We start from the raw sequence: 24,766 nt of genomic DNA, 5'->3' as shown, positions 1-24,766 counted from the left end.
CGCCCGCATGTCGGACATGCTGTGCGATAAGGCTCGACGTTGGAATCCGCGCGGGTACGGGATCTGTCGGTGTGTCGGACTAAGCTGGTGGCACACCCCCGCCCTTCTTCCGGTCCGGGGTCGTTCGTCGTGCCCTCGGGGGGTCACTCGTCATGCAACTGTCCGGTCTGATTCCCGCCGCCCTGCGCGATCGCGGTCTCGCCCGCGCCCGCGACCTGGCCGCCAAAGGCTTCGTCGATTCGGACTCACTCGACCTGACCGCTCCGGTCTCGTTGCGGCCGTTCGTGGTGGCCACGGTCGCCGGCTCCGCCGACATCGGCGGCGCCCAGCGGCCGGTCCTCGCGGTCACCGCCACCTCGCGCGAGGCCGACGACCTGGCCGAGGCCCTCGGCTGTCTGATGGACCCCGCCCTGGTCGCCGTCTACCCGTCGTGGGAGACGCTGCCGCACGAGCGCCTGTCGCCCCGGTCCGACACGGTCGGGCGCCGCCTCGCCGTGCTGCGCCGCCTCGCCCACCCCGCCGAGGACCCGCTGCGCGTCGTCGTCGCCCCGGTCCGGTCGCTGTTGCAGCCGCAGCTCAAGGGCCTCGGCGACCTCGACCCGGTGGAACTGATCGCCGGCCGGGAAGCGGAGCTGGAAACCGTCGCGCGGCGGCTCTCCGACATGGCGTACGCCCGCGTCGACCTGGTCACCAAGCGCGGCGAGTTCGCGGTCCGGGGCGGCATCCTGGACGTCTTCCCACCCACCGACGAGCACCCGTCCCGGGTCGAGTTCTGGGGTGACGAGGTGGAGGAGATCCGCACCTTCGCCGTCGCCGACCAGCGGACCATCGACCAGGTGCAGCGGCTGTGGGCGCCGCCGTGCCGCGAGCTGCTGCTCACCCCGGCGGTCCGCGCCAAGGCCGCCGATCTCGCCGCCCAGCACCCGGAGCTGGCCGAGATCCTCGACAAACTCGCCGAGGGCATCCCGGTCGAGGGCATGGAGTCGCTGGCGCCGGCCCTGCTGAGCGGCACCGACAGCATGGAGCTGATGATCGACTGCATGCCGGCGGGTACCCACGTGCTGCTCTGCGACCCGGAGCGGATCCGCACCCGGGCGCACGACCTCACCCGTACCTCGGACGAATTCCTCGAGGCCTCCTGGGCCGCGGCCGCCGTCGGCGGCCAGGCGCCGATCGACGTGGGCGCCGTGGCTTTCAAGACCCTCGCCGACGTCCGCGCGCACGCGGCCGTTCTCAAGCAACCCTGGTGGACCGTCTCGCCGTTCGGCCTGGCCACCGCCGACCCGTCGCCGGAGGCCCTGCCCTGGGAGGACTCCGCGGTCGTCGAGGTCACGCCGGACGCCGGTGACGCGATCGCGCTGGCCGCGCAGCCGGTCCCGCTCTATCACGGCGACACCGCCCGGCTCGCCTCCGACCTGGCCGGCTGGACCGGGCAGGGCTGGGCGGTCGCGCTGGTCTTCGAGGGCAAGGGCACCGCGCAGCGCGCGACCGAGCTGCTCCGCGACGCCGGCCTTGGCATCACCCCGGTCGACGCGATCGCCTCCGCTGTCGAAGCCGGCCAGTTGCTGGTCACCTGCGGCGGCCTGAACCACGGGTTCGTCGACGAGGCGTCCCGGCTCGCGGTGATCACCGGCAACGACATCTCCGGCGGCCGGGGCGCGTCCACGAAGGACATGCGCAAGATGCCGGCCCGCCGCCGCAACACCATCGACCCGCTGGAACTCAAGACCGGCGACTTCGTGGTGCACGAGCAGCACGGCATCGGCCGCTACATCGAGCTGGTGCAGCGCACCGTCAACGGCGCCGACCGGGAATACCTGGTCATCGAGTACGCCGCCTCCAAGCGGGGCCAGCCCGGCGACCGGCTCTACGTGCCCACCGACCAGCTCGACCAGCTCTCCCGCTACGTCGGTGGCGAGTCGCCCACGCTGCACAAGATGGGCGGCGCCGACTGGCAGAAGAGCAAGGCCCGGGCCAAGAAGGCGGTCAAGGAGATCGCCGCCCAGCTCATCCAGCTCTACGCGGCCCGGCAGGCCTCCACCGGTCACGCGTTCGGCCCGGACACCCCGTGGCAGCGCGAGCTGGAGGACGCGTTCCCGTTCACCGAGACGCCCGACCAGATGGCCGCCATCATCGACGTCAAGCACGACATGGAACTGCAGGTCCCGATGGACAGGCTGATCTGCGGCGACGTCGGCTACGGCAAGACCGAGATCGCGGTCCGGGCGGCGTTCAAGGCGGTCCAGGACGGCAAGCAGGTGGCCGTGCTGGTGCCCACCACGCTGCTGGCCCAGCAGCACTTCAACACGTTCACCGACCGGATGAGCCAGTTCCCGGTGCAGATCAAGCAGCTGTCCCGGTTCCAGACGCCGAAGGAGGCCGCTCTCACCCTGGAGGAGGCCGCCGCCGGCACCGCCGACATCGTCATCGGCACGCACCGGCTGATCGCCAAGTCGACCCGGTTCAAGAACCTCGGCCTGATCATCGTCGACGAGGAGCAGCGCTTCGGCGTCGAGCACAAGGAGCAGCTCAAGGCGCTGCGCGCGTCGGTGGACGTGCTGACCATGTCGGCCACCCCGATCCCGCGGACCCTGGAGATGGCGATCACCGGCATCCGCGAGATGTCGACCATCGCGACCCCGCCGGAGGAGCGGCACCCGGTCCTCACCTACGTCGGCGCCTACGACGAGAAGCAGGTCGCCGCGGCCATCCACCGCGAGCTTCTCCGCGACGGCCAGGTCTTCTACCTGCACAACCGGGTCGAGTCGATCGACCGGGCCGCCCGCAGGCTGCGCGAGCTGGTCCCCGAGGCGCGGGTCGCGATCGCGCACGGCCAGATGAGCGAGGAGCAGCTGGAGAAGGTGATGGTCGGCTTCTGGGAGAAGGAGTTCGACGTCCTGGTCTGCACCACGATCGTCGAGTCCGGCATCGACATCCCGAACGCCAACACCCTCATCCTGGAGCGCGCCGACCTGCTCGGCCTCGCCCAGCTGCACCAGATCCGCGGCCGGGTCGGCCGGGGCCGCGAGCGGGCGTACGCCTACTTCCTCTACCCCCGCGAGAAGCCGCTCACCGAGCACGCCCACGAGCGCCTGGCCACCATCGCCCAGCACACCGAGCTCGGTGCCGGCATGTATGTGGCGATGAAGGACCTGGAGATCCGTGGCGCCGGCAACCTGCTCGGCGGCGAGCAGTCCGGCCACATCGAGGGCGTCGGGTTCGACCTCTACGTGCGGATGGTCGGCGAGGCGGTGGCCCAGTTCAAGGGTGAGCGCCCGGAGGAGGAGACCGAGGTCAAGATCGACCTGCCGATCGACGCGCACCTGCCCACCGACTACATCGCGGTGGAGCGTCTCCGCCTGGAGGTCTACCGCAAACTGGCCGAGGCCCGCGACGACGCCCGGCTCACCGAGGTGGTCGCCGAGATGACCGACCGCTACGGCAAACCGCCGGCCCAGGTCGAGAACCTCATCGCGGTCGCTCGGTTCCGCCAGCTGGCCCGGGCGTACGGCCTCACCGACGTCTCCATGCAGGGCAAGCACATCCGGTTCTCCCCGCTGCCGCTGCCCGACTCCAAGCAGATGCGGCTCAAGCGCTACCACCCGGACTCCGTCTACAAGACCGGCTCCGACCAGGTCAGCGTCCCTCGTCCCAGCACCCGCCGGATCGGCGGCGAGCAACTGCGTGACCAGGCCCTCCTGCAGTGGTGCGCCCAGCTCCTGAAGGACGTCCTCGGCGAGGTCCCCGTCCCGGCGAAAGTCTGAGAAACGGTGTGGGGGCGGGGCGACGCAGATCACAATGCGCGTGAGAGAGTGTTGACCATGCTGCGTGCTCGCCGACTCGCCTCCACCGTTGTCGCCGCGTCCCTCGCCGTCGGAGGACTCTCCGCCTGCCGCTCGGAGCCGTCCGTGGCCGCCTATCTCGGTGCCGCCGGACAGGTCTCCGAGCGCGAGGTCCAGGAGATCTGGGACGAGGCGCACGACGCCCTGACCACCCAGGCGCGTGCCGAAGCGGCGGCCGCCGAAACGGCGCAGCGCGACAAGGAGGAGAAGGCCCGGCAGGCCGGTGAGAAGGTCAAGCCGGCGCCCACCATCACGGCGAAACCGGTGCGGATGCCGTTCAGCCGGGCCGACATCGTGCACGCGCTGGTCACTCACGAGCTCTACGAGCGCGTCGCGGAGCAGCGCCGGGTAAACCTGCCCGCCGATGTGCCGTACGCCGAAGCCGCCGCCGAGGCGAAACTGCCCACCGACTCCGCGTACGTGCGCCTCTCCGTCGAGAACGTGTACTTCTACCGGTCGCTGATGCAGTCGGTCGGCGCGTCCGCCGCGGCGCCGGCCGACGCGGATGTGCGCCGCGTCTACGACAAACTGGCCGCCGCCGGTGGCGTCGCGCCCGGCCAGGACTACACCGCATGGAAGGCCGCGCTGTCGCCGCAGAACCAGCAGGCGGTCGCCGCCGCGGGGCTGATCCGCGACGCGGTCCAGACGGCAGCCGCGGACCTGCGGGTCAAGGTCAATCCGCGCTACCACCCCTTCGAGGTGAGCGTGCTCGGCACCCAGACCGAGACCGCCACCCTGCACCTGCTCACCACCGACTTCGGCGACGACCAGTCGGTTCCGGTGGCCGACGTCTCTTGAGCACCAGGATCGTCCTTCTCGTCACCTCGCCCCGGCTGCCGGCGGGGCTGCTGACCGCCGAGGCGTGGGACGCCGTCCGGGCGTACCCCGTCTTCGCCGTCGCGGAGAACAACCAGACCCAGGCGCTGCGGGTGACCGGTGTCCCGGTGACCATCCTGGACACCGACGCGCAGGGGTTCCTCGACGCGATCGCCGGGCAGCCGGCCGCGGTCTGGCTCGCCGGCCCCGACGGAGACCAGTCCTTCGCCCGCCAGCTCGGCCTGCGCCTGGCCCGCGAGCCCGGCCTGGCCGAGCTGGAGCTGATGTACGGGTCGTGGGACCCGCCCGGCGCCCGCCTGCTCGACGCGGTGGCGGTGATGGACCGGCTCGTCTCGCCCGGCGGCGACCCGTGGAAACGGGAGCAGACCCACCGGACGCTCGCCCCCTACCTGCTGGAGGAGAGCTACGAGGCGTACGACGCGATCACCGGCGGTGACACCGACGCGCTCCGCGAGGAACTCGGTGACGTGCTGCTGCAGGTGGTGCTGCACGCCCGGCTCGCCGAGGAGCGCGAGGAGAGCGACCGGTGGAGCATCGACGACGTGGCCGCCGGCCTGGTCGACAAGATGATCCGGCGCAATCCGCACGTCTTCGCCGGCGAGCGGGTCGCGGACCTGGAGGAGATCACCGCCAACTGGGAGCGGATCAAGCGGGAGGAGAAGGCGCGCGACTCCGTGCTGGACGGGATCGCGCTCAGCCAGCCCGCGCTCGCGCTGGCCGCGAAGATCCTGCACCGGATCGAGCGGGGCGGGATCGACGTGCCCCTGCCGGTAGGCGACGACCTCGGAGGCCTGCTGCTGCGGGTGGTCGCCGAGGCCCGGGCCGCGGGCCTCGACGCCGAGGCGGAACTGCGGGCGGCCGCGCTGAGTTTCGCCGAAACGGTGCGGGCGGCGGAAGACGCCCGCATCACCGGTGCTCCGGGTGAACCTCCCGCCCGATGACGAGAGGGCGGTCCGGTACCGATCAGCGGATCGGGTGGCCACTCCCCATGCGGGGTTGAAAAAGGTTCAGTAGGTTCACGGCATGCCGGAGTTCGTACCGCTTGCCGAACGGATCGTCGACGCTCTCCTGGAGAGCGACCCCACGACCGCGTCGTACGCGGGTGACCACCGCTTCGACGACCGCCTTCCCGACCACTCCACGTCCGGTGTGTCCGGCCGGGCCGCGATGCTGCGCGACGCCGCCGACACGCTCACCGGCGTCGACCCCGACGGTCTCGCCCCCGAGGACCAGGTCGACCACGCGATCCTGACCGCCCAGGTGGAGCGGGCGCTGTTCGAGCTGACCGAGGTCCGCGAGCACGAGTGGAACCCGCTGGAGCACAATCCCGGCCCACTGCTGCACGGCCTGATCGCCCGCCCGTTCGCGCCGCTCGACGAGCGCCTGGGCAGCCTCGCAGGCCGGCTCGCCGCGATCCCCGACGCCCTCGCCACCGCCCGCGCGGTGCTGCGTGACGTGCCCCGCATCCACACCGAGACGGCGATCGGCCAGTTCGCCGGCACGGCCGGGCTGATCCGTGACGAGGTTCCGGCCATGCTCGCCCGCGAGCCCGGTATGCGCGCGACCGTGGAGCCGGCGGCCGCCGCCGCGCTGGCCGCCCTCGGCGAGTTCGACGGCTGGCTGCGGGCCCGGCTGGAGGGTGACGATCCCGGCCGCGACCCGCGTCTGGGCCGCCGCCTGTGGGAGGCCCGGCTCTGGCACACCCTCGACACCGAGCTGCCGGCCGCCGACATCCTCTCCCGGGCCTGGGACAACCTCGACCGGGTCGGCGGGGCCCTGCGGGCGGCCGCCTCCGAACTGGCCGGTGGCCCGGCCACCGACGAGACCGTGCGCCGCGCGCTCGCCTCCATCGCCGAGAGCCACCCGGACAACACCACCATCGTCGGGCTGGCCAAGGTGACCATGGACGAGGCGACCGAGTTCGTCCGCCGGCACGACATCGTGTCCCTGGTGGACGATCCGTGCGTCATCGAGGAGATGCCGGAGTTCGCCCGGGGCGTCGCGGTGGCCTACTGCGATCCGCCCGGCCCGCTGGAGACCGCCGACGTGCCCACGTTCTACTGCATCGCGCCCGCTCCCGCCGACTGGCCGGCCGAGCGGATCGCCAGCTTCTACCGCGAGTACAACGACGAGATGCTGCGCAATCTCACCGTCCACGAGGCGATGCCCGGCCACTTCCTGCAGATCGCCCACTCACGACGGTTCCGGGCCGCCACCCGGGCGCGCTCGCTGGGCTTGTCCGGCCCGTTCGTGGAGGGCTGGGCGGTCTACGCCGAGGAGCTGATGGCCGGCCTGGGCTTCGGTGGCCCGCCGGTCCGGGTGCAGCAGCTCAAGATGCAGCTCCGGATGAGCCTCAACGCCATCATCGACCAGCTGACCCACTGCGAGGACATGCCCGAGGCCGAGGCGATGGCGCTGATGACCGGCCGCGGCTTCCAGGAGGAGGGCGAGGCGGCCGGCAAGTGGCGGCGGGCGCTGCTCACCTCGACCCAGCTCTCCACCTATTTCGTCGGTTACACCGAGGTGGCGGCGATCGCGGCGGCCCGCCCGTTCGGCGCCACCCCGAAAGCCTGGCACGACGCGATGCTGGCCCACGGCTCCCCGCCGCCGCGCCACCTGCGCACCCTGCTGGGCGTCTGACCCGCCTCGCCGCCCGTCGCGGGCCGCCCGGGGAGCGGGACCGGCGGAGAGGGCGTATGCGGCGCGCTCCACACAAATCGGGTGTCCGGCGACGTACGTCGATGATGCGAGGGCGAATCGTACGACGATCAACCGGCCGAGAGCCCTCCATTCATGAGGTCTTCCGGCCGGTTCTCGAATGCGTTTTCTCCCGGCTTATCGAGCGGCCATGGCGGCGGCCTCGGCCAGAGTGTCGTCCGCCAGCTCGGTGACGGCCGCGGCCTCGCGCCGGGCGATCAGCTGGAGGCGCAGCACGTACCGCCGAATGATCTTCGCCTGTCGCTCGTCCTGTTCGAAGAGCGCGACCATCTCGGTCACCAGCGGCCCGCGGACCGGCACCTGCTGGCGGATCTGCGCGACCCGGTACGCGATGGCCGGGAACTCGACGACCTCGTTGTCGAGTTCCACCCGGAGCAGCATCTCCTCCCCGGGCCGCAGGTCGACGTCGCCGAAGTGGGCTCGCACCGCGCGCTCGCTGATGTCGTGCACCTGCCCGACGCTCTGCGGCTCGCCGGCCCGGACCAGGTGGATGCTCTCGCCGCCGCCGCCGCGCACGTAGTTGCGCAACTGCTCGATCGCCGGCTCGCCGGCGAGGGCGATGTCGATCCGGTTCTCGTCGACTTTCAACACGGCCCCGCGCTGGACGAAGCGGCCTCTGGGGCCGGCCGGCCAGCGCGTGGTCACCGCCGCCCCGGTGGTGAAGGCGGCGTCCGCGAGTGGCAGGGACAGCGTCACGGTGGTATCGGTGACCCGGACGACCCGGACTTCCGGGAGGTTTCGGCCCTCGATGTCCACCTCGACGCGCGACCCGTCGGGAGGAAACAGGCTACTGGTCATAGTGCCTAGACGTTCGGCAGGAACGCCGCAGGTTTGAGGCGATCCGGCGGGGGAGTTCACCGGCCGCGCGAACGCGTCATGGCCGGACTCGATACGCTCTGCGGTGTGGTCGGCCCGCAGGGTCGCGGACCGAAACTGTTTACGCACAAACGTTAGGGAGCGACACGACTAATGGCCACCATTGAAGCGATCGTCGCCCGCGAGATCCTCGATTCCCGGGGCAACCCGACCGTTGAGGTCGAGGTCGGCCTGGACGACGGGTCGGTCGGTCGCGCCGCGGTGCCGTCCGGCGCCTCCACCGGTGCTTTCGAGGCACTCGAGCTCCGCGACGGTGACAAGAGCCGCTACCTCGGCAAGGGTGTTCTCAAAGCGGTCGAGAACATCGAAGAGAAGCTGATCGACGAGCTGGTCGGCTACGAGGCCTCGGACCAGCGCCTGATCGACCAGAAGATGCTCGACCTCGACGGCACCGCCGAAAAGTCGGAGCTCGGCGCCAACGCCATCCTCGGCGTCTCGCTCGCCGTGGCGAAGGCCGCTGCCGCCTCCGCCGAGCTGCCGCTGTTCCGCTACCTGGGCGGCCCGAACGCGGCTCTGCTGCCGGTGCCGATGATGAACATCCTGAACGGTGGGTCGCACGCCGACTCCAACGTCGATGTCCAGGAGTTCATGATCGCCCCGATCGGCGCGCCGACCTTCCGCGAGGCGGTCCGGGCCGGTGCCGAGGTCTACCACGCGCTCAAGTCGGTGCTGAAGAAGAAGGGCCTGTCGACCGGTCTCGGCGACGAGGGCGGCTTCGCGCCCGACCTGCCGACCAACGCCGCCGCCCTGGACCTGATCGCGGAGGCCGTCCAGGCCGCCGGCTACAACTTGGGCAGCGACATCGTGCTGGCCATGGACGTCGCCGCGACCGAGTTCCACAAGGACGGATCGTACGTCTTCGAGGGCTCCCCGAAGTCGACCGACGAGATGATCGCGTACTACGCGAAGCTGGCCGCCGAGTACCCGATCGTCTCCATCGAGGACCCGCTGGACGAGGAGGACTGGGCCGGCTGGAGCGCGCTGACCGCTCAGCTCGGCGACAAGGTCCAGATCGTCGGCGACGACCTGTTCGTCACCAACCCGCAGCGCCTGGCCCGCGGCATCGCCGAGAAGGCCGCCAACGCCCTGCTGGTCAAGGTGAACCAGATCGGCTCGCTCACCGAGACGCTGGACGCCGTGGACCTGGCCCACCGGGCCGGCTTCAAGACGATGATGAGCCACCGGTCCGGCGAGACCGAGGACGTCACCATCGCCGACCTGGCCGTCGCGGTCGGCTCCGGCCAGATCAAGACCGGCGCCCCGGCGCGTTCCGACCGGGTCGCCAAGTACAACCAGCTCCTGCGCATCGAGGAGCAGCTGGAGAACGCCGCCCGGTACGCCGGTGCGGGCGCTTTCCCGCGTTACCGCGTCAGCTGACCTGGTAACGGCAGATCATCGAGTTTGTGGTATCCGTCCCGGGAGACATAGATTTCTCGGGGCGGGTGCCATGACAGGTGACGGCTAGCGGGGGAGGTCGGAGATGACGGAACGCCGCACGCCGAGCGGTCAGGGCCCGAGCCGCCGCCGCACCGGCGCCGGTGGCCGCCCCGCCCCGGTCCGCACCAGGGACACCACCGCCCGCGCCAGAGTCGCCTCGTCCCGCACGAGGAACACCGGCCCGGTCCGCGCGCCGTCGGCCCGCCGTGCCGCCGGTGGCTCCTCCGGTGGCGGCACGTCCGCCGAGCGCACCGACGCTCCCCGGCCGAGCGCACTGACCAGCCGGGCCACCGTCGTGTTCGCGCTCCTCATCACCTTGGCGCTCGCCTACACGTACCCCCTGCGGGTGTACCTGGAGCAGGAGTCGCGGATCGCCGAGATGAAACAGGCGGCGGCCGACCAGCGGGCGCGGATCGCCGAGGCGGCGAAGGAACTGGAGAACTGGAACGATCCCGAGTACCTGCGCATCCAGGCCCGGGAACGACAGCAATACGTGCGTCCCGGCGAGGCGCCGCTGGTCGTCGTGGAGTATGACGAGGAGAGGGCCGGCAGCACCGCGGCGCCTGCCCCGGCGGCCGCGCCCGACCGCTGGTACGACACGCTGTGGAGCAGTGTGCAAGCCGCCGGCACAGAGTCTCCCGGCACAGAGTCTCCCGGTACAGAGTCTTCCGATACAGAGCCGTCCACCGCGAAGCCCCAGGACTGATTTCTCACTGATGGAACAACCCACACCCGCCGACCTCGACATCGTGGCGGCCCAGCTAGGCCGCCGGCCCCGCGGCACCCGCGCGGTCGCGCACCGCTGCCCGTGCGGCAATCCCGACGTGGTGGAGACCTCCCCACGGCTGGACGACGGCACGCCGTTCCCGACCCTGTTCTATCTGACGTGCCCGCACGCCACCGCCGCGTGCAGCCGGCTGGAGTCGGCCGGCGTCATGCGGGACATGCAGGACCGTCTCAGCACCGACCCGGAGCTGGCCCAGAAGTATGCGGCCGCCCACCAGGACTATCTGGACCGGCGGACCGCCATCGACGACGTGCCGGAGATCAAGGACGTCTCGGCCGGTGGCATGCCGGACCGGGTCAAGTGCCTGCACGTCCACCTCGGGCACGCGCTGGCCGCCGGGCGGGGCGTCAACCCGTTCGGCGACGAGGTGCGGGACGCGATCGAGCCGTACTGGGCCGGTGGTCCCTGCGTCCGCGTCGCGGCCGACGAGTGAGGATCCGTCGCGCGAAGACCAGGGACATCCGGGCGATCCGATCCCTGGTGGACGCCTACACCTCCGACCGGCGGCTGCTCAGCAAGGCCACCGTCACGCTGTACGAGCAGGTGCAGGAGTTCTGGGTGGCGGCCGACGAGCAGGACCAGGTGGTGGGCTGCGGCGCGCTGCACGTGATGTGGGAGGACCTGGCGGAGATCCGCACGGTCGCCGTGGACCCGGCGCAGCGCGGCCGGAAGATCGGCCACCGGATCGTCGCGGCGCTCATCGACCAGGCGCGTGAGCTCGGCGTGCGGCGGGTCTTCTGCCTCACCTTCGAGACCCGGTTCTTCGGGTCGTTCGGGTTCACCGAGATCGACGGGGCACCGGTGCCGCACGGCGTCTACGAGCAGTTGCTGCGCTCGTACGACGAGGGTGTGGCCGAATTCCTGGACCTGGAACGGGTCAAGCCGAACACGCTGGGGAACACGAGAATGCTGTTGCACCTATGAGTGTGCGGGTCGCCGCCATCGACTGCGGCACCAACGCCATCCGCCTGCTGATCGCCGACGTGGACTCCGACAAACTCGTCGACGTGTCCCGCCGGATGGAGATCGTGCGGCTGGGGGAAGGCGTCGACCGTACCGGGATGCTCGCCGCCGCCGCGATCGAGCGGACCCGGCAGGCGTTGCTCGGCTACGCCGCCGAGATCGCCGAGTTGGGCGTCACCCGGGTGCGGATGTGCGCCACCTCGGCCAGCCGGGACGCCTCCAACGCGCAGGACTTCCGTGGCATGGTCCGGGGGGTGCTGGGCATCGAGCCCGAGGTGATCACCGGTGAGCAGGAGGCCGCGCTGTCCTTCACCGGGGCGGTGCGGGGCCTCGACGCCGAGGGCCCCTACCTGGTCTTCGACCTGGGAGGTGGCTCCACCGAGTTCGTCACCGGCACGGCCGGCGTCGAGCACGCGATCTCGATGGACATCGGCTGTGTCCGGATGACCGAGCGGCACCTGCACACCGACCCGCCGACCCCGTCCGAGCTGGCGGCGGCAGAGGCGGACATCGCCAAGGCCGTCGACACGGCCTTGGCGGCCGTCTCCGGCCACGACGCGAAGACGCTGGTCGGGCTGGCCGGGACGGTCACCACCGTGGCCGCTCTCGCGCACGACCTCGAGGTGTACGACTCCACGCGCATCCACCACAGCAGGATCGACGCCCCGGTCGTCGCCCGGGTGACCGGCGAGTTGCTGGCGATGACCGTCGCCGAGCGGCTGGCCCTGCCCGTGATGCATCCCGGTCGCGCCGACGTGATCGGCGGCGGCGCCCTGATCATGAAGTCGATCATCGAGCGCTCCGGCCACGACTTCGTGATCGCTTCCGAGCACGACATCCTCGACGGCATCGCGTTCGGCCTGGCCGTCTGACCGTCCCTTTTCCGCACTGCCCGTCCGGGTAGTGCGCTGTTGACGGTACTTCGGATTGCGCAGTAGTGTGCTCCGCGTGGATCCGACACAGCTGCTCAAGGGCGTGCTCGATTTGGCGGTCCTCGCCGTGTTGCGCGACGAGGACGGTTACGGCTATGACATCCTGCGCCGCCTGCGCGCCTCCGGTCTGGAGGACGTGGGCGACGCCTCGGTCTACGGCACCCTGCGCCGGCTCTTCAACGGCGGCCTGCTCAACAGCTACGTGGTGCCCAGTGACGAGGGCCCGCACCGGAAGTACTACGCACTCAACGAAGCCGGCCGTGCCGAGTTGCAGCGTTCCGGCAAGGTCTGGCACGGATTCGCATCGATCATGGAAGATCTGCTTCGCGAGCGGGGGAAGGCGTGAACCTCACGGCACAGGACGAGATCGCCGTCTACGTGGAGGGCGTCCGGCAGGCACTCGCCGGCCTGCCCGCCGCCACCCGTGACGAGCTGCTCGAAGACCTGCCCGAACACCTGGCCGAGGTGCTGGCCGAGGGCGGTGGGTCGCTCTACGAGCGGCTCGGCCCGCCGGACGCCTACGCGGCCGAGCTCAGCGCCAGCGCCGGTGTCGCGGCCGGCCCGCAGCCACCGGGTGAGCAGTCCCGCATCGCCGAGACCGCGGCCCGGCATCGCGCCCGGATCGCCGGGTTGCTGCACCGCGCCGACGCGCGGGTCGGGCCCGTTCTGGGCTACCCGAGGGCCAGTGAGTTCCTCGTGCTGCTGCGGCCCGCCTGGTGGATTCTCCGGGGCTATCTGGCAGCCATGACGGTCGCCTTCATGCTGCACGACTCCAGCGAACCGCTGGGCCTGCTGCCCCGGATCGACGGCGACGGTTTCGCGGCCGTCATCCTGCTCGCCCTCGGCATCCTCGGCTCGATCTGGCTGGGCCGCCGGGGGGTTCCGGCCCGGCGCTGGCCGCGGCGCTTCCTCCGCCTCGGCACGGCGTTCCTGGTGCTCTTCGCGGTGGTCGGCTTCTTCGAGGTCGACTCCGCCGCCCAGCGTGACTACTACGACCAGGTGAGCTACACCGACGGGGGAAGCCGCTACGACGAGGTCCGTGACGTCTTCGTCTATGACGGGCAGGGCCGGCTTCTGCAGGGCGTGCAGCTCTACGACCAGAACGGGCACCCCATCCAGTTGGGTGAGGCCTCCTGCTACGACGCGGACGGCAACTGGACGCAGGTGCGCAGCGGCACCTATCCGTACTGCCTCGCCCAGGCGCCGTTCCCGGCTGACGGCACCCGGGCCGGCGAATCGGCGGCGCCGTCGGCCGTCCCGTCGGTGCCTCAGGGGAGCGGGGCCCCGGCTTCGTCCACAGGTTCGTCCACAGGCCCGGCCGCGACCACGCCGGCGCCGACCGTGTCGAGGTGACGAATACGGGCTGCTAGGGGGATCGCGAGCACGCGAGGGAGATCGCTATCCTCGCGTGCCGGCCGGCAACGCCGGCCGCCCCCTGAGAGGAAAGCCCGATGACTGACCCGGCTGTGCCGCCCCAGGCCGGCGGCGCCGTCCCGCCGTCCTTCCCGCCGCCGAACGCCGGGGCACAGGGCTTCCCGCCGCCGCCCGGCGTGCAGTTCCCCGGTGCGCCGGAGGTCAAGCCGAAGAAGAAGTTCCTCGCCAAGGCACTCGGCATCCTGGGCACTCTCGCGGTCATCGCGATCGTCGTGGTGATCAAGATCGGCATCGGCAGCGCTTTCGCCGAGGACGCGACCAAGGACGCCAAGGCCGGTGACTGCATCGGCTCCAAGAGCGAGCTGGCGGAGACCGCCAGCGAGATCAAGGCGGAGATCGTCGACTGCTCCTCCTCCGCCGCCAAGTACACCGTGCTGGACCGTGTCGAAGGGGTCAAGGACGTCAACAGCCCCGCCTGCGACGCGATCCTCAAGGAGAAGCTGAAAGACGGCGAGAAGGGGAACATCATCGCCAGCGCCGAGGGCGAGGGTTACCTGCTCTGCGTGAAGACGAACTGATCCGCGCGGCCTGAGATCCGAAAAGTCCGGCCGAGGACGTCTGCTCGACGTCCGCGACACCGGGCCGACCCGGGTTCGTTTCCTCCGCGCCGGGATGCTGTGCTGGACGGGTGCTCCCGTCCGGCGCGTCCGCGCGTACCCCCGAGGAAGTCGCCGCACAGGCGGCCGAAACCGCCTCGCTGACCGTGCTCGACGCCCACATCGCGGACTGTTTCGCCTGTCCGCGCCTGGTCGCCTGGCGCACCGACATCGCCGTGGCGCGCCGTGCCGCTTTCCGTGACCAGGTGTACTGGGGCCGCCCGGTCCCGGGGTTCGGTCCCGCCGACGCCGAGATCGCCGTCCTCGGCCTGGCGCCGGCCGCGCACGGCGGCAACCGCACCGGGCGGATATTCACCGGCGACCGCTCCGGCGACGTGCTGTTCGCCGCGCTGCACCGGGCCGGGCTGGCCAACCAGCCGACCAGTGTCTCCGCCGACGACGGCCTCGCGCTGCGGCACACCCGGATCTTCGCTGCCGTGCGCTGCGCCCCACCCGACAACAAACCGCTGCCCGGCGAACGCGACACCTGCGCGCCCTGGTTCCGCCGTGAGCTGGAGCTGGTCCGGCCCACGCTGCGGGTGGTGGTCGCTCTCGGCGCCTTCGCCTGGGCGGCCTGGTGGCCGGCGATGACCGCCGCCTACGGGGTCCGGCCGCCGGTGCCGCGCCCGAAATTCGGGCACGGCGCCCAGGTCGCCGTGCCCGGCGCACCGGTTCTCCTGGGCAGTTTCCACGTCAGCCAGCAGAACACCTTCACCGGCCGGCTGACCCCGGCGATGCTGGACGAGGTGTTCGGCCGTGCGAAGGAACTGGCGGGCCTGGCATGATGCGAGCGCCGACAACCCTCGAGTCACGGATCTGAGCCCTCGCATGGACTTCGCCTCACTGCGCCGATGGTGGCCCCTCGCCGCCGTTCTCGGGCTGCTCTTCGCGATCTCGTTGGCCGCCACCAGGTCCGCTCCGCAGCTTGAGCAGATCCAGCAGGACGCGCCCCCCACCCGGGCGCCGCTGCTGCCGCCCCGCCCGTCGGTGACCCCCAGCATTCAGGAGAGGGTCCCCGAGCCGGCCCGCGGCCTGCCCGACTGGGTGGGCGACGCCACCCTGATCGTGCTCATCATCGGCGCGTTCCTGATGGTCCTCGGCCTCTCCTGGGCGCTGATCCGCGACTACCTGCGCCGCCGCCCGGCTCGCACCGGCCGCCGGCGTCAGCCGCAGCGGGCCCCGCGGACCGCTGACGACCTGGTCGCCGCGCTCGACGCGGGCCTGGAGGAGCTCTCCGACACCGACCGTGACCCGCGCCGGGCGGTGATCGCGTGCTGGGTGCGGCTGGAGGACGCGGCCGCCGCCGCCGGCACCCCCCGGCATCCCGGCGACAGCCCCACCGACTACGTCGGCCGGCTGCTGGCCGAGCAGCAGGTCGACGCCGGCGTGCTGGCCGCGCTCCTCGAGGTCTACCGCGAGGCCCGGTACGCCACCCACACCGTCGACGACCAGATGCGGCAGCAGGCCCGGTCCGCCCTGGAACGGCTGCGCGCCGACCTGGGCGCCGCCCGGAGCGGAGCGCAGGCATGAGCGAGCTTGCGAGCGAATCAGCCGGCGCAGTTCAAGACTCATGCCGACACCGGAGCGAAGCGGAGGTGGCGGCATGAGCGACGGGGGGCTGGACGACCTCTTCGGCATCGCCGAGAGCCGGCACACGGTCGAGGAGCCCGAGACCGTCGTCAAGCGACGGACACTCGGCGTGACGCTCGCCATCAACGTCGCCATCATCGCCGCGGCCACAGTGGTCGTGACCGCGGGCCTGCGCTCGGTCGGCATGAGCATCTCGCTGTTGCTGCTGGTCGCCTTGCTGACCGGCCTCCGGCTGGTGATCCACGCCGTCTCGATGGTGGCCCCGCCACCCCCGCCCCGGCTGCGCTCCCGGATCGGATCCGACGCCGCGCCGGCCGCCGACGCGCTCCGGGCGGCCGTCCGCCGGTGGGAGCAGAACCTGGACCGGGCGCACTCGGATCCGGATCTCCACTCGCGTAACGTTCTGCCGGTGCTCGCGGAGATGACCGACGAACGGCTGCGCCTGCGGCACGGCATCACCCGGGCCAGCGACCCGCGCCGGGCCCGGGAACTTCTCGGCGACGATCTCTGGTCGGCGTTGTCCGGGCCGACGCGGCGCTCGTTGAAGCCCCGGGACGTCGAAACCTACCTAGACACCATGGAACGACTGTGAGAAAGGTGCGCCGGTGACGCAGGCTCTTCCCCCGTACGAGGTCGGGCGGCTGGCCGGGGCGGTCCTCGACTCCGTCGGCACGGTCCTGGTGGGCAAGCGAGACTCGCTGGAACTCGTGCTGGCCGGGATCCTGGCCGGCGGCCACGTGCTGTTGGAGGACATGCCAGGCCTCGGCAAGACGCTGACCGCCCGGTCCTTCGCGCAGGCGCTCGGGCTCGACTTCCGCCGGCTGCAGTTCACCCCCGACCTGCTGCCCGCCGACGTCACCGGCTCGTTCCTCTACGACCAGCGCAAGGGCGACTTCGCCTTCCGAGCCGGCCCGGTCTTCACCAACATGCTGCTGGCCGACGAGATCAACCGGACGCCGCCGAAGACCCAGTCCGCCCTGCTCGAAGCGATGCAGGAGAAGCAGGTCTCGGTCGAGGGCGTCACCTACCGGCTGGACCCGCCGTTCCACGTGATCGCGACGGCCAACCCGATCGAGTACGAGGGGACGTACCCGCTGCCCGAGGCCCAGCTGGACCGGTTCCTGCTGCGGGTCTCGTTCGGCTACCCGACCGCCGAGGAGGAGTGGACGGTGCTCCAGCGGCGGATGTCGCGGCGCCAGGAGGAGTCCACCCTCACCCCCGTCGTGGACGCCCGGACGCTGCAGATGATGCAGGCCGCGCTGGAATCGGTCGCGGTCGAGGACTCGATCGGCCGCTACATCGTGTCGCTCGCCTCGGCCACCCGGGACCACAGCGCCGTGCTGGTCGGCTCGTCGCCCCGTGGCTCGCTCGCCCTGCTCCTGCTGGCCCGGGCCCGTGCGGCGATGGCCGGCCGCGACTACGTCGTGCCGGAGGACGTGAAGGACGTCGCCATTCCGGCGCTCGCCCACCGGATCACCCTGCGCCCGGAGATGTGGCTGCGCCAGGTGAACCCGTCCTTCGTGGTCCAGGAGGTGCTCTCCGCGGTGCCCGCCCCGGCCAGTGGGGCGCTCCCGACGTACGCCCGGCATGACTGACCTGTTGCGCCTGCGTCCGGCCGTGCCCGCCGCGGGCACGGCCGACCAGTCCGGCCCGGTCTGGGTGCCCACCCGGGCGCTCGGCCGGACGGTCCTGCTCACCGGCCTGCTCCTGCTGCTGGGCGTGGCCCTGGGCCGGGTCGACCTGGTGCTGCTCGCGGCGCCGTTCGCGATCGGCGCGGCGATCAACCTGCGCCGGGTGCCCGCCGCGGCGCCCGAGGTCACCATCAGCGCCGACGAGTCGTACCTGGTCGAGGGCGGTGAGGTGGACGCGGGGGTGACCGTCGCCAACCCGGACGCGGTCGGCTACGACCTGGTCGTGGTCCGCGCCCGCACCTCCCCGTGGCTGCGGCTGGAACACTCGGACCGGCCGTTCGCCCTCACCGTGGCCGCTGACGGCTGGGCCACGATCGACCTGCCCGGCGAGGCCCTGCGCTGGGGCCGGCAGGACGTCGGCCCGGCCGCCGCCCGGGCCGCCGCCTGCGGTGGCCTGCTGGCCAGCCGCCCGGTGGTCACCCATGCCCGGGGCGTGCGGGTCTACCCGATCACGGAGCCGTTCAAGGCGACCGAGGCGATGCCGGCCGCGGCCGGCCTGGTCGGCGCGCACCGCTCCCGCCGCCCCGGCGAGGGCGGCGAACTGGCCGGCGTCCGGCAGTTCGCCCCCGGCGACCGGTTGCGCCGCATCGACTGGCGGGTCTCGCTGCGGACCCGTGACCTGCACGTGGCGTCCACCCTGTCGGACCGGGACGCCGAGGTGCTGCTCCTGCTCGACGTGCTCGGCGAGGTCGGTCTCTCCGGCGGTGTCCGCGGCGGCTCGTCGGTGCTGGACACCACGGTCCGGGCGGCGGCCGCGATCGCCGAGCACTACCTGCACCGCGGCGACCGGGTCTCGCTGCTGGAGTACGGCTCGACCGCCCGCCGGCTGCGTCCCGCCTCCGGCCGCCGGCAGTACCTGACCGTGCTCGAATGGCTGCTCGACGTCCGCCCCGATCCGGTCGAGACCGAGCAGTACGAGAACGTCTTCGGCGCCCACCACGTGTCCTCGTCGGCGCTGGTCGTGGTGCTCACCCCGCTGGTCGACCCGCGGGCCGCCGACATGCTCGCCCAGCTCACCCAGTCCGGCCGCTACGTGGTCGCGGTCGACACCCTGCCCCCGCAGGCCGCCCCGCCGGTGAAGAACCAGTGGACGCCGCTGGCCACCCGGCTGTGGCGGATGGAGCGGGAGAACGTGTTGGGACGGCTGCGCGAGCACGGCGTGCCGGTGGTGGCGTGGGCCGGCGCCGGCAGCCTCGACCTGGTGTTGCGTGACGTGGCCCGGCTGGCTTCGGTTCCGAGGGGGCACTGACGTGCTGACCGCGATCACACGGCGGGTCGAGCGGCTGAAGAGCGCGGCCGGGCGGGCCACGGCCGTACCGTTCACGGTCCGCTGCGGCATCCTGCTCACCGGCCTGCTCGCGATGGGCGTCGCTTGGCCGGCCGAATTGCTGTCCTCGCCCCGGTTCCTGATCATGCTGGTCGCGCTCGCGTTCTGGCCGGCGATGGCCCCGCAGGGCCGCGGCGGCACGGCCGTGGCGCTGGCCGTGATCGCCGGCTGGCTCCTCGACACCGCCGGGTGGGGGTCGCCGGTCACGCTCCTGCGTGTGCTGGCTCTCGCCACACTGCTCTATCTCGGTCACACGCTGACCGCTCTGGCCGCCGTTCTGCCGTACGACGCGATGGTCAACATGGATGTGCCGGCCCTCTGGCTGGGCCGCGCTCTGGTCGTGGTGCTGACATCGGCCGTGGTGATCGTGCTGGCGCTCGGGCTGACCGCGGACCTCGGTGGCGACGCCTTTCAGCTGGCCACGCTCGTCGGCCTGGCCGCAGCGACGGCTGTGACAATGGTCCTAGCGCGGATGACCCATCGTGAGTGAATTCTGAGTGTTACGTCACTTGACTTCCGCCGTTGTGATCGTCACAGAACGACGCATGAGAAGGCCGGCGCGCGCGACAATAGGGGTGTGAATCCGCCGCGCATAGTCGTCGTAGGAGCAGGTCACGTCGGGCTTTACGCCGCCCTCCGCCTGTCCAAGAAGCTGAATCGCAACCGGGCCGAGGTCGTCGTCATCGACCCTGTTCCTCACATGACTTACCAGCCGTTCCTGCCCGAGGCAGCGGCCGGTAACATTTCGCCGCGACACGCTGTGGTGCCGCTGCGCCAGGAGTTGAAGAAGTGCCGCATCGTCTCCGGTGAGGTGACCCGGGTCGAGCACGCGCGCAAGACCGTGACCGTCCAGCCGATCGACGGCCCGGCGTACGAGATGGAGTACGACCACATCATCGTGGCGCCCGGCTCGGTCTCCCGGACCCTGCCGATCCCCGGCCTCCGGGACATGGGCATCGGCCTGAAGACCATCGGCGAGGCCATCTACCTGCGCAACCACATCCTCGACCGGCTCGACGTCGCCGCGGTGACGCCCGACGAGGAAGTGCGCAAGGCCTCGCTGAACTTCGTGTTCGTCGGCGGTGGCTTCGCCGGCATCGAAGCGCTCGCCGAGATGCAGGACGTGGTCTCCGACGCGCTGAAGTACTACCCGGAGCTGGACCCGAAGGAGGTCCACTTCATCCTGGTCGAGGCCACCAACCGGATCCTGCCCGAGGTGGGCCCCGAGATGGGCGCCTACACGGCCCGCCAGCTCGCCGCCCGCGGCATCGACCTGCGCCTGAGCACCTTCCTGCAGTCCTGCGTCGACGGCAAGATCGAGCTCTCCGACGGAGACTCGTTCCGCGCCGAGACGCTGGTCTGGACGGCCGGTGTCAAGCCGTCGCCGATGCTGGCCAACACCGACCTGCCGCTCGGCCCGAAGGGCCACGTCAACTGCCTGCCCACGCTGCAGGTCGCTGACACCACCACCGGCGAGGTCTGGGAGGGCGCCTGGTCCGCGGGCGACTGCGCGCAGGTCCCCGACCTCACCAACCCCGGTGGCTGGTGCTCGCCGAGCGCCCAGCACGCCGTCCGCCAGGCCAAGGTGCTCGCCGACAACATCGCTCAGGTGATCCTGGGCGGCGCGCCGAAGGACTACCGCCACAAGCACGTCGGCGGCGTCGCCGGTCTCGGCATCAACAAGGGTGTCGCGCACGTCTACGGCATCAAGGTCAAGGGCTACCCGGCGTGGCTGATGCACCGCTTCTACCACGTCAGCCGGATCCCCTCGACGAACCGCAAGGTCCGGGTGCTCGCCGACTGGGTGCTCGCGTTCCTGTTCAAGCGGGAGACCGTGGCCCTCGGTCAGCTGCACCACCCCCGTGAGGAGTTCACCGAGGTGACCCCGCCGGTGGCGCTGCCGACGGAGACGAAGGTGCCCGCCGGGACCCGCTGATCCGGCCAACGCCGTTTCCACCGCCTGGGCGGCACCAGATACGGTGTTCGCAGGCCGCCCGGGTGGTGGAATGGCAGACACGGCCGCCTTAAAAGCGGCTGCCCAAAAGGCGTGCGGGTTCGAGACCCGCCCCGGGCACCATCGTCAGCGGTCGCGGCTGTCCTGCCGCGGCCGCATTTCGCCTGCATGGGCTTGCTGACCTGCGCGGACAGGATCATTTTCAGCCTGCTCACAGTTTTTGGGTGCGGCGATATCCGCTGCCAGCGCTTACCCTTGAACACAGGCATCGTGCCGACACCTCAAGGGAGGCTGGAAACAGTGAAGACATCTAACCCGGTGCTCTCGCGCCTCGGCCAGGCGGCCGAGCGGGAGCGAGCGGCCGGATACGGGCCACACGGGCCGACCGCGCAGCCGGGTTACGGTCAGCCGGCTTACGGCGACCCTTACCCCACTGCGACGGGCTACCCCTCCGCTCCTCCGGCCGTCCAGCCGATGACCATCGACGACGTCGTCGTCAAGACGGTCACGCTGCTCGGCATCACCGGCGCCTCCGCGGTCGCCGCGTGGACGCTCGTCCCGGACGCCCTGATCGGTCCCGTCTGGATGGGCGCGGCCCTGACCGGCCTGGTGCTGGGCCTGGTCATCTCCTTCATGCGGATGGCGAACCCAGCCCTCGTCGTGGCCTACGCGGTCATCGAGGGCGCCTTCGTCGGCCTGGTCAGCAAGTTCTTCCAGGAAATCATGGGTTTCCAGGGGATCGTGCTACAGGCGGTGATCGCCACGTTCGGCGTCTTCTTCGTGATGGCGGGGCTCTACAAGGCCCGTGTCATCCGGGCCACGCCGAAGTTCACCCGAGCCATCATCTCGATCATGGCCGGGCTCTTCGCGGTCATGCTGATCAACTTCGTCCTGTCGATGTTCGGCTTCAACACCGGCCTGCGTGACAACGGCGCGCTGGGCATCGGGTTCAGCCTGATCTGCATCGTGGTCGCCTCGCTGAGCTTCATCCTGAACTTCGCGGAGATCGAGGAGGGCGTGCGGATGGGTCTTCCGCAGCGCTACTCCTGGACGGCGGCGTTCGGCATCCTGGTCGGTCTCGTCTGGCTCTACATCGAGATCCTCCGCCTGCTGAGCTTCTTCCAGGGCGACGACTGACGGTTCGTCCGTCGTCAACCGAGCAGCGCCCGGCCCGTCTCCCCGCGGCCCGGGCGTTGCTCCCGAACCAACCGGAACCCGTCCGGCGCACCCGCGCCGGGCGGGTTCCGCCGTTCTGCCGGCGGCGCCGGTCGCAGCCGGGCCGGGTATCGTCGCCGGGTGCCAGACTTCGCCACCTCCATCGAGCGGCTGCTCACGCAGATCCACCACTGGGACGAGCCCCGGTGGCGGGCAGTGCCGGCGAACGCCGCGACCGGCACCCGCTCTCAGCTCGTCCAGGGCCTCGTTCAGCGTCTCGCCGACCTGGGGGCCGAGGCCGAGGGCCGTGCGGCCCGCCCGGTCCCGCACATCCATGATCTGGTGCTGCGCGACCAGCTCCGGGTTCTCGCCGACGACATCGTCGCCGCGGCTCCGTCCGCCGAGCTTCTGGACCGCGCGAACGCCGCTGTGGCCGAGGTCCGCCGGGCCCTCTGACCGGCGCCGGGTCACCGCGGGCGGCGGTGAAACTCTCCAACCTTTCCGGTACGGGCGTCGCCGCCCTGCCGTAACCATCCGGTCCCGGGGCTCCGACGCGAAGTGGGCGCCGCACCGGGCCGCGGCGCGACCGCCGGGCTGAGGCGGCCGGTCACCGGCTGTGGCGGCCGCCGGCCAGCACGGGCGCCCGTCTGATGGCCACCGGGGTGTGGCGCCCGCAGGACAGCACGGGCGCCGTTTGATGATGGCCACCGGGTGTGGGAACTCCGGCCCACCCGTACCACGATCGGGGTGCCGGCGTCCGGGAGCCGGGACCACAGGATCGTCAGAGGCCGGTGGTGAGGGGAAGGCTGAGCAGGTCCAGGTCGGGGACCGGGCGGAAGCCGGCGGCGGCGTACAGCGCCTGCGCGGAGGTGTTGCCGGGCTCGGTCTGCAGCGAGACGCGCAGCGCGCCGGCGGCACGGGCCCCGGCCACGGCGTGGCCGAGGAGCGCCCGGGCGACGCCGCCGCGCCGGTGGGCCGCTGCGACGTAGAGGTCACGGACGGACCAGAAAGTGCCCAGCCGTAGCGAGGCGGGGAGCTCCACGACGCTGATCAGCCCGAGCGGTTGCCCGGCAGGCGTGTCACGCAGGGCCACGAACATGCGGAAGGCGCCGGTGAGCTGCCGGGCCAGCCAGGCCACGGTGCCGTCCGGGTCGGCGGGGTGGCCGTAGTGGACGCGATAGTCGTCGAACAGTGCCGCGGCCGGGGCGAGGAGCGCCGATCCGGGGCTGACAGCGACGATCCGGCAGGTTGCGGGCATGTCCGGCCTCCGAGGTGGGCTGGGCGTTGTGCCCTCCCATCCGATCAGACGGTCCCCGCTGGACATGGAGCGGGCCCAGCACGTGGTGCGACGTGCCGGGCCCGGGCGGGAAAGGTCAGCTGAGGCGCTCGATGATCAGGGCCATGCCCTGGCCGCCGCCGACACACATGGTCTCCAGACCGATGCTCTTGTCGTGCCAGTCGAGCGAGTTGAGCAGGGTGCCGGTGATCCGGGCGCCGGTCATGCCGAACGGGTGGCCGACGGCGATGGCGCCACCGTTGACGTTCAGCTTGTCCAGCGGGATGCCCAGCTCCTTGTAGGAGGGGATCACCTGGGCGGCGAAGGCCTCGTTGATCTCGACGAGGTCGACGTCGCCGATGGTCATGCCGGCGCGCTTGAGGGCCTGCTTCGACGCCTCGACCGGGCCGAGACCCATGATCTCGGGGGAGAGGGCGGTGACGCCGGTGGAGACGATCCGGGCGAGCGGGGTGATGCCGAGCTCGCGGGCCTTGGTGTCGCTCATGATGACGAGCGCGGCGGCGCCGTCGTTGAGCGGGCAGCAGTTGCCGGCGGTGACCCGGCCGTCGGGACGGAAGACCGGCTTCAGCTGGGAGACCGCGTCGAGGCTGACGCCGGGACGGGGGCCGTCGTCCTTCGACACGACGGTGCCGTCGGGGAGGGTCACCGGGGTGATCTCACGCTCCCAGAACCCGTTGGCGATGGCCTTCTCGGCAAGGTTCTGGCTACGTACGCCGAACTCGTCCATCTCCTCGCGGGAGACGTTCTTGATCTGGGCGAGGTTTTCCGCGGTGTAGCCCATCCCGATGTAGACGTCGGGAACCAGGCCGTCCTCGCGGGGGTCGTGCCAGACGCCGCCGTTCTGAGCCGTGGCCACCGTGCGGGCCTGCGCCTCGTCGAAGAACGGGTTGGTCCAGCGGCCCACCGCCTCCTGCGCGGCTGACGGCAGGCCGTCGGAGCTGCCGCGCGTGAAGCGGGAGACGGTCTCGACACCGGCCGAGACGAAGACGTCGCCCTCACCGGCCTTGATGGCGTGGAAGGCCATCCGGGTGGTCTGCAGCGAGGACGAGCAGTAACGCGTGACGGTGGCGCCGGGCAGGCCGTCCAGGCCCAGCTTGGTGGCGATCACGCGGGCCATGTTGAAGCCCTGCTCACCGCCCGGCAGACCGCAACCGAGGTAGAGGTCCTCGATGAGGGTGCGATCGAGCTGCGGCACCTTGTTCAGCGCGGCGTCGACGATCGTGGTGGCGAGATCGTCGGCGCGCAGATCCTTGAGGGAGCCCTTGTGGGCGCGGCCGATGGGGGAGCGGGCAGTGGCGACGATGACAGCTTCCGGCATGCGCCCAGTTTA

24 protein-coding genes and 1 tRNA gene are annotated in these 24,766 nt (G+C 71.3%); 22 read left to right on the top strand and 3 right to left on the bottom strand.

The window, feature by feature from the left end:
- The first annotated feature begins 152 nt into the window (after positions 1-152).
- The 4 genes from mfd to QLQ12_RS07300 all read left to right on the top strand — a co-directional run bounded on the left by mfd (position 153) and on the right by QLQ12_RS07300 (position 7,319).
- Positions 153-3,764: a transcription-repair coupling factor gene (gene mfd, locus QLQ12_RS07315; protein ID WP_282758047.1), complete on the top strand. Its 3,612-nt coding sequence runs from the start codon at positions 153-155 to the stop codon at positions 3,762-3,764.
- A 57-nt stretch (positions 3,765-3,821) separates the two neighbouring features.
- Positions 3,822-4,640, top strand: coding sequence for a hypothetical protein (locus QLQ12_RS07310; protein ID WP_282758046.1), 819 nt, complete (start codon positions 3,822-3,824; stop codon positions 4,638-4,640).
- On the top strand, positions 4,637-5,620 hold the full coding sequence (locus QLQ12_RS07305; protein ID WP_282758045.1) for a nucleoside triphosphate pyrophosphohydrolase: 984 nt from the start codon (positions 4,637-4,639) through the stop codon (positions 5,618-5,620). The genes QLQ12_RS07310 and QLQ12_RS07305 overlap by 4 nt, the downstream gene beginning before the upstream one ends.
- Before the next feature lie 82 nt (positions 5,621-5,702).
- Complete coding sequence (locus tag QLQ12_RS07300) at positions 5,703-7,319, top strand: DUF885 domain-containing protein (RefSeq protein ID WP_282758043.1); 1,617 nt, start codon at positions 5,703-5,705, stop codon at positions 7,317-7,319.
- Positions 7,320-7,514: 195 nt separating this feature from the next.
- On the opposite strand, the gene QLQ12_RS07295 is transcribed toward QLQ12_RS07300, so the two are convergent.
- On the bottom strand, positions 7,515-8,195 hold the full coding sequence (locus QLQ12_RS07295; protein ID WP_282758041.1) for a hypothetical protein: 681 nt from the start codon (positions 8,193-8,195) through the stop codon (positions 7,515-7,517).
- Between the two features lie 171 nt (positions 8,196-8,366).
- Between QLQ12_RS07295 and eno the strand changes: the two genes are divergently transcribed.
- The 18 genes from eno to QLQ12_RS07205 all read left to right on the top strand — a co-directional run bounded on the left by eno (position 8,367) and on the right by QLQ12_RS07205 (position 22,595).
- Positions 8,367-9,650 carry a phosphopyruvate hydratase gene (gene eno / locus QLQ12_RS07290; protein ID WP_282758040.1) on the top strand — a complete coding sequence of 428 codons (1,284 nt, stop codon included), beginning with the start codon at positions 8,367-8,369 and terminating at the stop codon, positions 9,648-9,650.
- Positions 9,651-9,753: 103 nt separating this feature from the next.
- The gene (locus QLQ12_RS07285; RefSeq protein WP_282758038.1) at positions 9,754-10,416 is read left to right on the top strand and encodes an FtsB family cell division protein; all 663 of its coding nucleotides are present in this window, start codon (positions 9,754-9,756) and stop codon (positions 10,414-10,416) included.
- A 10-nt stretch (positions 10,417-10,426) separates the two neighbouring features.
- Positions 10,427-10,930 carry a DUF501 domain-containing protein gene (locus QLQ12_RS07280; RefSeq protein WP_282758036.1) on the top strand — a complete coding sequence of 168 codons (504 nt, stop codon included), beginning with the start codon at positions 10,427-10,429 and terminating at the stop codon, positions 10,928-10,930.
- The gene (locus tag QLQ12_RS07275; protein WP_282758035.1) at positions 10,927-11,421 is read left to right on the top strand and encodes an amino-acid N-acetyltransferase; all 495 of its coding nucleotides are present in this window, start codon (positions 10,927-10,929) and stop codon (positions 11,419-11,421) included. The genes QLQ12_RS07280 and QLQ12_RS07275 overlap by 4 nt, the downstream gene beginning before the upstream one ends.
- Positions 11,418-12,332 carry a Ppx/GppA phosphatase family protein gene (locus QLQ12_RS07270; protein WP_282758034.1) on the top strand — a complete coding sequence of 305 codons (915 nt, stop codon included), beginning with the start codon at positions 11,418-11,420 and terminating at the stop codon, positions 12,330-12,332. Before QLQ12_RS07275 ends, QLQ12_RS07270 begins: the two co-directional genes overlap by 4 nt.
- A gap of 76 nt (positions 12,333-12,408) precedes the next feature.
- Positions 12,409-12,738 carry a PadR family transcriptional regulator gene (locus QLQ12_RS07265; protein WP_282758032.1) on the top strand — a complete coding sequence of 110 codons (330 nt, stop codon included), beginning with the start codon at positions 12,409-12,411 and terminating at the stop codon, positions 12,736-12,738.
- Positions 12,735-13,745 (top strand): HAAS signaling domain-containing protein, encoded by a 1,011-nt coding sequence (locus tag QLQ12_RS07260; RefSeq protein ID WP_282758031.1) that lies wholly within the window; start codon positions 12,735-12,737, stop codon positions 13,743-13,745. Before QLQ12_RS07265 ends, QLQ12_RS07260 begins: the two co-directional genes overlap by 4 nt.
- Positions 13,746-13,843: 98 nt before the next feature.
- Positions 13,844-14,344: an LppU/SCO3897 family protein gene (locus tag QLQ12_RS07255; protein ID WP_282758030.1), complete on the top strand. Its 501-nt coding sequence runs from the start codon at positions 13,844-13,846 to the stop codon at positions 14,342-14,344.
- A 110-nt stretch (positions 14,345-14,454) separates the two neighbouring features.
- The gene (locus QLQ12_RS07250; protein WP_282758029.1) at positions 14,455-15,207 is read left to right on the top strand and encodes a uracil-DNA glycosylase; all 753 of its coding nucleotides are present in this window, start codon (positions 14,455-14,457) and stop codon (positions 15,205-15,207) included.
- 43 nt (positions 15,208-15,250) lie between these two features.
- A complete protein-coding gene (locus QLQ12_RS07245; RefSeq protein ID WP_282758028.1) occupies positions 15,251-15,952 on the top strand; it encodes a DUF4129 domain-containing protein in 702 nt (233 codons plus the stop codon).
- A gap of 73 nt (positions 15,953-16,025) precedes the next feature.
- Positions 16,026-16,604, top strand: a complete 579-nt coding sequence (locus QLQ12_RS07240) for a hypothetical protein (RefSeq protein WP_282758027.1) — start codon at positions 16,026-16,028, stop codon at positions 16,602-16,604.
- A 13-nt stretch (positions 16,605-16,617) separates the two neighbouring features.
- Complete coding sequence (locus tag QLQ12_RS07235; protein ID WP_282758026.1) at positions 16,618-17,607, top strand: AAA family ATPase; 990 nt, start codon at positions 16,618-16,620, stop codon at positions 17,605-17,607.
- A gap of 10 nt (positions 17,608-17,617) precedes the next feature.
- Positions 17,618-18,952: a DUF58 domain-containing protein gene (locus tag QLQ12_RS07230; protein WP_407651440.1), complete on the top strand. Its 1,335-nt coding sequence runs from the start codon at positions 17,618-17,620 to the stop codon at positions 18,950-18,952.
- A gap of 1 nt (position 18,953) precedes the next feature.
- Entirely contained in the window at positions 18,954-19,520 is a 567-nt protein-coding gene (locus QLQ12_RS07225; RefSeq protein ID WP_282758023.1) for a hypothetical protein, read from the top strand.
- A gap of 87 nt (positions 19,521-19,607) precedes the next feature.
- Positions 19,608-20,966 carry an NAD(P)/FAD-dependent oxidoreductase gene (locus QLQ12_RS07220; protein WP_282758022.1) on the top strand — a complete coding sequence of 453 codons (1,359 nt, stop codon included), beginning with the start codon at positions 19,608-19,610 and terminating at the stop codon, positions 20,964-20,966.
- 56 nt (positions 20,967-21,022) lie between these two features.
- A tRNA-Leu gene (locus tag QLQ12_RS07215) sits at positions 21,023-21,107 on the top strand.
- A 177-nt stretch (positions 21,108-21,284) separates the two neighbouring features.
- The gene (locus QLQ12_RS07210) at positions 21,285-22,121 is read left to right on the top strand and encodes a Bax inhibitor-1/YccA family protein (protein ID WP_282758021.1); all 837 of its coding nucleotides are present in this window, start codon (positions 21,285-21,287) and stop codon (positions 22,119-22,121) included.
- 159 nt (positions 22,122-22,280) lie between these two features.
- Positions 22,281-22,595, top strand: a complete 315-nt coding sequence (locus QLQ12_RS07205) for a hypothetical protein (protein WP_282758020.1) — start codon at positions 22,281-22,283, stop codon at positions 22,593-22,595.
- A 325-nt stretch (positions 22,596-22,920) separates the two neighbouring features.
- Here the strand turns inward: QLQ12_RS07205 and QLQ12_RS07200 are convergent, their stop codons facing one another.
- Both QLQ12_RS07200 and QLQ12_RS07195 read right to left on the bottom strand, forming a co-directional pair.
- Entirely contained in the window at positions 22,921-23,397 is a 477-nt protein-coding gene (locus QLQ12_RS07200) for a GNAT family N-acetyltransferase (RefSeq protein ID WP_282758018.1), read from the bottom strand.
- A gap of 115 nt (positions 23,398-23,512) precedes the next feature.
- Positions 23,513-24,754, bottom strand: a complete 1,242-nt coding sequence (locus QLQ12_RS07195) for an acetyl-CoA C-acetyltransferase (RefSeq protein ID WP_282758016.1) — start codon at positions 24,752-24,754, stop codon at positions 23,513-23,515.
- Between the last annotated feature and the right edge of the window lie 12 nt (positions 24,755-24,766).

This window comes from Actinoplanes sandaracinus (assembly GCF_030009775.1).
In the GTDB taxonomy this organism is placed as follows: domain Bacteria; phylum Actinomycetota; class Actinomycetes; order Mycobacteriales; family Micromonosporaceae; genus Actinoplanes; species Actinoplanes sandaracinus.
Note: the sequence above shows the minus strand (reverse complement) of the source record. Positions and strands in the feature narration are given on the sequence as shown.